Origin of the sequence: Rhizobium sp. ZW T2_16 (assembly GCF_044987325.1) — a bacterium.
Taxonomy (GTDB): domain Bacteria; phylum Pseudomonadota; class Alphaproteobacteria; order Rhizobiales; family Rhizobiaceae; genus Neorhizobium; species Neorhizobium cellulosilyticum.
This window is the reverse complement of sequence record NZ_JBJDRG010000049.1, coordinates 1-5,826: the sequence shown is the minus strand read 5'-3', so window position 1 is coordinate 5,826 and position 5,826 is coordinate 1. Positions and strand designations below refer to the sequence as shown.

The following is a 5,826-nucleotide window of genomic DNA, read 5'->3' as shown; positions in this document are numbered from 1 at the left end:
GCATCTCGTTCATCACTGTTCGCCGCGCCACCAAAAGCGATCGCCATAGCCGGCATTGGCGGCTTTTGACATGCACCTGCCGGAACCAGCCCGTGCGCATGATCTGCGCTAAGGCACGCGCATCATTACGATCGGTCTTGTTTGGCATCATCTTCATCGCAGCATTGGCCTGGCGCGTCTCGATGCAGACGGCTGTCAGCCCGGCGCTCCGCAACCCGTCATGCAGCCAAGCCGCCAGAGAGCAAGCTTCAAGGCCGATGCGCTCCATCGGCAGACCAAACTCCTCAAGTGCTGTGACCAGCGCCGGAGGCTCACTGATCGCCCGCATCTCCTTCACGATACGGCCCGTCTCGTCGACGATGCAAATCGATGTTTCTTCCAAAGATACATCCATTCCGGCATAATACATCATGGCTGCTTCCTCTCGATGTGTGTGGCCGTTTCGATAGGGACCACGTTGCTACATCCTGAAGGGAGCAGCCACCCCCTCGGCGTAGATCCCAATCACCCCATCTGTCCGATAATTCATGATGACCGTGCGATGCGTCTGGTCAGCGTCATGATGGATGCGGCATAGAGAAATGCTTCGGCCGACTTTATCGTTGCCTCCGGGTCTTTCCATAGTCGCCGATTTCGACTGATCCATGCGAAGAATCGCTCCACAACCCATCGCTTTGGATGAACGGCAAAGCCGATCTGATCCTTGGGCTTGCGGACGATCTCGACATCGACAAGCGTCGCATTCTGCGGCCTGTGACCTGAGTATCCCATGTCTGCGAACGCCTTCTCCACGAATGGAAAGGACCTGCGGGATACCTGCAGGACAGGGATCGCTCCATCTCGATCCTGAATGTCGGCAGGCTGAGGATCGAGGACGAGTGCTCGGCCATCCATGTCCACCATTGCCTGCCGTTTGCGACCCTTGATCTTCTTGCCCGCATCATAGCCGCGCGGGCCACCGCTTTCGGTGGTCTTGACACTCTGGCTATCCAGGACTGCGGCGCTCGGTGAGGCCTCTCGCCCAACCCGCTCGCGGTCTATCGTAACGAGGTAGCGGTTGATCCTTGTGAATAGCCCGGTGTCGCGCCATCGGCAGAAGTAACCGAACACAGTGCTCTTGGGCGGCAGGTCTTTCGGGATAAGCCGCCACGGGATGCCGCCGCGCAGAACATAGAAGATGGCATTGACGATCTCACGCAAAGGCCAAACTGGCTTGCGACCTCTGCGCGCGGGTGGAGGAAACAGCGGCGAGAGCACCTCCCATTCGCTGTCCGTCAGATCGGTTTCATATCGAAGTTGGTTGCGACTATACTGCCGCCGGGTGGTCGGGTTCCACATGGCGCTTCCATTCTGGCTTTGAACACCGTCTTGGAATCATCATCGACCCGATCACTCAACTCAATTCTCGGACAGCCTCTTAGACCCAGAGGCCCTTATCGGCATTCTGTCCGCTCTTAGACGCGTGAGCGTCGTCACTGCGTTCCTTTTTGCTGTCTTTGCGCTCAAGGAGGACAAAATTGCTGCGAAATCTTTGGCGATCTCGCTATTGATTTTCGGGTTGATAATTCTGGCTACCGTGAAGTCATAGGGGATCACATCATTGGAGAAATCTCATGGCATGGGATGTTAGAACATCGCGAACAGCTTACAAAAATCGATGGATGGAAGTCCGGGAAGACGAATTCGTTCACGAAAACGGATCTGAGGGCGTCTATGCGGTCGTCTGCAAACCAGACTACGCCGTCATTGCCCCGCTTGCTATAGGACACATCTACTTGGTCGAGCAATTCAGGTATCCGGTTTCGGGACGCTATTGGGAGTTCCCGCAAGGAAGTTGGGAGGATGAGCCTGATAAAGTTCCAGAGGAACTAGCGAGGGCTGAGCTGCGCGAAGAGACCGGGTTATCGGCTGAAAAGCTCGAACACATTGGCCATTTATTTCAGGCATACGGATACAGCAACCAGGGCTTCAACGTCTTCGTTGCAAGTGGGCTCACCGAAGGTGAGCAAGATCTCGATCCGGAAGAGCAAGGCTTAGTCTGCCAAGCTTTCTCGTTATTGGAAGTTAAAGGAATGATTGAGACTGGCCAGATCAAAGATGCTACGACGCTTGCCGTCTTGGGGCTGATGACAACCAGAGGAATGATCCCTCCTCTCTCACAGTTCTAACGCTCCGAATTTCCTGACCACGCTCTGCGGCGATAGACGCTTATAAAGAAGGCCTGGGCCTTCGGCACCACGCTTTATGCCGGCGCCGATGTCGAGATCGATGCGACCACCGCCGGTGTCGGAGAGCTACACGCTCTATCCGCATCCCGACATCAAGATCACCGCCACCGCCTCGGGCCAGACGTATGCCGTAAGACCGTATGTCCGTCTTCGCGCCTGAGGTGGTTCGCCCTACACTGGTCTTCCGAGGGTTGCTCGGACGGGCCGAGCGATCCTCATCACAGGAGGACGAGCCGTGGCAGACTATAAAGAGGCTTTTGTCGGAATCGATGTTGCCAAGCTGAAGAACGCGATTGCTGTTGCCGAAGCTGGCCGGGATGGTGAGGTTCGCTTTTGGGGGTGAGGTTGATGCGTCCGATACCAGCATGCGCCGCATTGTCCAACGGAGCCGTAAAGTTTGACCGCGTTCATTTCTGCTACGAGGGGGGCCCGACCGGATATGGCCTGCATCGGCTGATCCAATCGCTTGGCCATGAATGCATGGTTGTCGCCCCGTCATTGATTCCAAGGAAGCCTGGCGACAGGGTGAAGACGAACCGTCGAGACGCACTCGCGCTCGCCCGGCTATTGAGGGCCGGCGAGCTCAGGGCAGGGGAGGCGAACACGCCGGTCAGCCCGCGCCATTTCGTTAGCGTCGACCAGGTCGCCAGCCGCCGGCGCACGGTGTCGGGTGCATGTGGGCCGGTCACCTTAAGAAACCCTTGGCCGCGAAGACTGAGCTCGACCTGGGCCGGCATTCCGTGATCCGGAACTGTTTCGCGCTTTTGTGGATCCCACAAATGATGTGCGACGAATTTCAGCAGCAGCGCCTCAGGCGCCGGCCATGGCAGCGATTTCCCTGTGGCCGCAAGAGACCAAGCCTGCAGATAAGCAAGATCGGAGGTGAGGGCGCGCAAAGTGTTCTCGCCCATGCCTTCGTTGACCAGGTGACGCAATGTTTCGACATCCTGATCAGTCAGCAGCTCCGCCAGCTCGTCACGCCGCTCCAGTGGCAGGACGGAGGCGATCGTATCGAGCTCTGCGATCCGTCCCTCGACGGTAGAGAGATCCTGGGCGGACTTGCGGGACTTTGCCATCATTCCACAGCCGCCTGGGGCCGCCAACGCGCAATAACCTGCTCGATTTCGCTGCGATATTCGTAAGGGTAAACCACGTCTTCCTCACGCGCGAGCCAGGTAAAGATCGTCGCCATGTCCTCGGAAACTTCGCGATCGACATTGGCCAGATCGGTCAGGTCGAAGCCGCCGTGCTCTTCGGCATTCCACCAGGCGAGCAGAAAGTTCGCCACCCGCCGGCCTTGGCCGGAATCCTGATGGGCGATGTTGAGCAGTTTTTCGAGGGCGAAGCGGATGCGATCTTCCATGGAAAGTGCCTTTTCTGGCGATGGATGGACGGCTTGCGTAGATCGGTTATAGCGCAATATCAGCCAGACTTCGTTTCAACGAGACGCCGACGCTTTTCGCCGGCGGATGAATGCGGCCGGAGCTTGTCTTTTGCCAATGGCGTGGCCGGGCGATGCTGCTACTATTCGTTGAACCCGAGGAGATGCCAATGCCCGAATGGCCCAAGGAAAAGCTTTTGAGAACAGGTCCCGATCTGCCGATGGCTGAGCGCATCCGGCGATACCAGCACAATATTCGCATCATCCGGGCCTCGGGCTGCGTTGTACCGACATTCTCTATGGTCGATACGCTTGATCCGGCCGAAATCGAGATCTGGTTCGCCGACAAGGCTTTTACGACGGATCGACTGGACAGATTGATGCGGAGAATTGCCGACCTTCCTGCCGAAACCGAATTTCCCAGCCTGCTCATCCCTCTTGAAAAAGACGGCGATCAGTAGAGAGTGAAGTCACCCGCACACGCTATGTGGTCGGGCCTGTTCGCTCGAGTGAGATTGACCTCCGCTCCCATCAACACATCCGTGACAACGTGACGAGGTCAGTCGCCATGGGCAAAAGGCCCCGGCACCGAAACCTCTTCCTTGCGGGCAGCCGCGGCCAGTTTTCTATCGAGCGTGGCAAGCGGAACGCTGCGATTGAGTGCGAGCGCCAGATAGGCGACGTCCTCGGGCATGCCGTGGTCGGGATTGGTTCCCCGCTCCGACGGGATCCCACAGATGGTGGGCGACGACTTTCAGAAGCAGACTTTCGGGGGCAGGCCAGGGGAGGGGAGTGCCTGTCGCCAGCACGCACCACGCCTCCAGGTAGGCGAGATCGGATGCCAGCGCCCGCATGGTGTTGTCGCCCATGCCTTCGCTGGCCAGGTGCTTGAGCGTCGCGACGTCGTCGTCGGTGAGCAGCTCTGCAAGTTGATCGCGACGATCGAACGGCAGGATCGAATCGAGCGCATCCAGTTCCTCGGCGCGTTCAGGACCGCGGTATCCTCGGCCGGCTGGATCGAATTATGTTTCACTTAAATGCTCCATCGATCACGAGTTGCGAAAGTTCCGGAAATCCCGTATATTACGGAACAAAGGAGTTCGGTCATGACATCCACTGTTACCGCTGCGGCGGTTTCGAAAAATTTTGGCGCCTACCAGGACGCTGCAGTCCGCGAGCCTGTCATTATCACCAAAAACGGTCGTCCTCGTACCGTGCTGATTGCCTATGAAGACTATGTCCGGCTGGCGAAGCGTGATCGTCGGGTAGAGCTCTCGTCGGACCTCAGTGACGATGACCTGGCCGCCATTGAAGCATCGAAGATGGAGCCGGGTCTGGATCATCTCAATGCCGAACTGCTGACGGACAAGCATGCTGCCGACTGAACCGAAGGTTGGCTGGCTGTTTCGATATTCGTATCTCTGGCATTGGCAGCATCTCGAGTGCCGTGAGGAAGGTGACAAGGATCGGCCTGTCCTGGTTCTGGCAATCGTCGCCATGCTGGAAGACGGAACGCCGGCGGTGCGGGTTTTGCCAGTCACGCATTCGCCGCCATCCGACCCGCAAGATGCTGTCGAAATCCCGGCCGCCACCAAGCGTCGCCTTGGGCTCGACGAGGAGCGCTCCTGGATTGTTCTGACCGAAAGCAACCGCTTTGTCTGGCCTGGACCGGACGTCAGGCCGATCGACAGCGAGAGCGGCTATTACGGGGCGTTGCCACCGGCGCTGTTTGAAGAGATCAAACGCCGGTTCGTCGAACTGGCGCGGGCGCAGCGCCACCGTGCGACGGCCCGAAGCGAGTAGCTGCCGTCCGGAGAGGCGCACATCGTCCCGGTTCTGTCTCTCGCCCGTCATTTTCCATCCTGTCATTGGTCGCTGGGGCCGTGATTTGCCACGACTTTACCCCGCCAAGGAGTCAGAATCCATCACTATCGATACTTGAATATTATCGATGGTTATACCCTCAACCGTCAGTCATACCATGTGAGGAACCCTAATATTCATATAGAGTTCCTGTAAGAAATCATTTACCATGATTTCAATGGCTTACGATCTCGCGAAAACCAGCATGACAGCGCTCATGGAGCGTAAGCGGGGCTGATTTGGTGGCAGTGCCCGATAACGGGCAGTGCGGATGGCGAGATTGCGTCCGTGTGCTGCCCTTGGCATGGTGTTTTCGGCAACAACAAAGGGGCGCAGACCATGCGGCGGATCGAC

The 5,826-nt window shown here is 57.7% G+C and carries 8 protein-coding genes and 3 pseudogenes; 5 read left to right on the top strand and 6 right to left on the bottom strand.

Annotated features, from left to right (window positions below):
- Positions 1-412, bottom strand: a 412-nt coding sequence (locus tag ACI3K0_RS30565; RefSeq protein ID WP_404946971.1) for a transposase, incomplete at its 3' end; no start/stop codon positions are given.
- 113 nt (positions 413-525) lie between these two features.
- Entirely contained in the window at positions 526-1,338 is an 813-nt protein-coding gene (locus ACI3K0_RS30560) for an IS5 family transposase (RefSeq protein ID WP_206829316.1), read from the bottom strand.
- 275 nt (positions 1,339-1,613) lie between these two features.
- Between ACI3K0_RS30560 and ACI3K0_RS30555 the strand changes: the two genes are divergently transcribed.
- The gene (locus ACI3K0_RS30555) at positions 1,614-2,168 is read left to right on the top strand and encodes an NUDIX domain-containing protein (RefSeq protein ID WP_404946970.1); all 555 of its coding nucleotides are present in this window, start codon (positions 1,614-1,616) and stop codon (positions 2,166-2,168) included.
- Positions 2,169-2,633: 465 nt separating this feature from the next.
- Positions 2,634-2,819 (top strand): annotated as a pseudogene (locus tag ACI3K0_RS30550) (IS110 family transposase); the annotation flags it as partial.
- Here the strand turns inward: ACI3K0_RS30550 and ACI3K0_RS30545 are convergent.
- Together ACI3K0_RS30545 and ACI3K0_RS30540 are read right to left on the bottom strand one after the other, a co-directional pair.
- Positions 2,807-3,304 (bottom strand): annotated as a pseudogene (locus ACI3K0_RS30545) (integrase); the annotation flags it as partial. The pseudogenes ACI3K0_RS30550 and ACI3K0_RS30545 sit on opposite strands and share 13 nt — an antisense overlap.
- Positions 3,304-3,591 carry a hypothetical protein gene (locus ACI3K0_RS30540; RefSeq protein WP_206829597.1) on the bottom strand — a complete coding sequence of 96 codons (288 nt, stop codon included), beginning with the start codon at positions 3,589-3,591 and terminating at the stop codon, positions 3,304-3,306. The pseudogene ACI3K0_RS30545 and the gene ACI3K0_RS30540, both read right to left, overlap by 1 nt.
- A gap of 188 nt (positions 3,592-3,779) precedes the next feature.
- Here ACI3K0_RS30540 and ACI3K0_RS30535 point away from each other — a divergent pair, with 188 nt between their 5' ends.
- Positions 3,780-4,070, top strand: coding sequence for a hypothetical protein (locus ACI3K0_RS30535; protein ID WP_404946969.1), 291 nt, complete (start codon positions 3,780-3,782; stop codon positions 4,068-4,070).
- 98 nt (positions 4,071-4,168) lie between these two features.
- Here ACI3K0_RS30535 and ACI3K0_RS30530 read toward each other — a convergent pair whose 3' ends face one another.
- Together ACI3K0_RS30530 and ACI3K0_RS30525 are read right to left on the bottom strand one after the other, a co-directional pair.
- A complete protein-coding gene (locus tag ACI3K0_RS30530; RefSeq protein WP_280174112.1) occupies positions 4,169-4,303 on the bottom strand; it encodes a hypothetical protein in 135 nt (44 codons plus the stop codon).
- Positions 4,289-4,583, bottom strand: a pseudogene (locus tag ACI3K0_RS30525) (integrase); the annotation flags it as partial. The pseudogene ACI3K0_RS30525 and the gene ACI3K0_RS30530, both read right to left, overlap by 15 nt.
- Before the next feature lie 132 nt (positions 4,584-4,715).
- Between ACI3K0_RS30525 and ACI3K0_RS30520 the strand changes: the two are divergent.
- A complete protein-coding gene (locus tag ACI3K0_RS30520; protein WP_404946968.1) occupies positions 4,716-4,994 on the top strand; it encodes a type II toxin-antitoxin system Phd/YefM family antitoxin in 279 nt (92 codons plus the stop codon).
- The gene (locus ACI3K0_RS30515; RefSeq protein ID WP_404946967.1) at positions 4,981-5,412 is read left to right on the top strand and encodes a plasmid maintenance toxin (PemK-like); all 432 of its coding nucleotides are present in this window, start codon (positions 4,981-4,983) and stop codon (positions 5,410-5,412) included. Before ACI3K0_RS30520 ends, ACI3K0_RS30515 begins: the two co-directional genes overlap by 14 nt.
- The last annotated feature ends 414 nt before the right edge of the window (positions 5,413-5,826 follow it).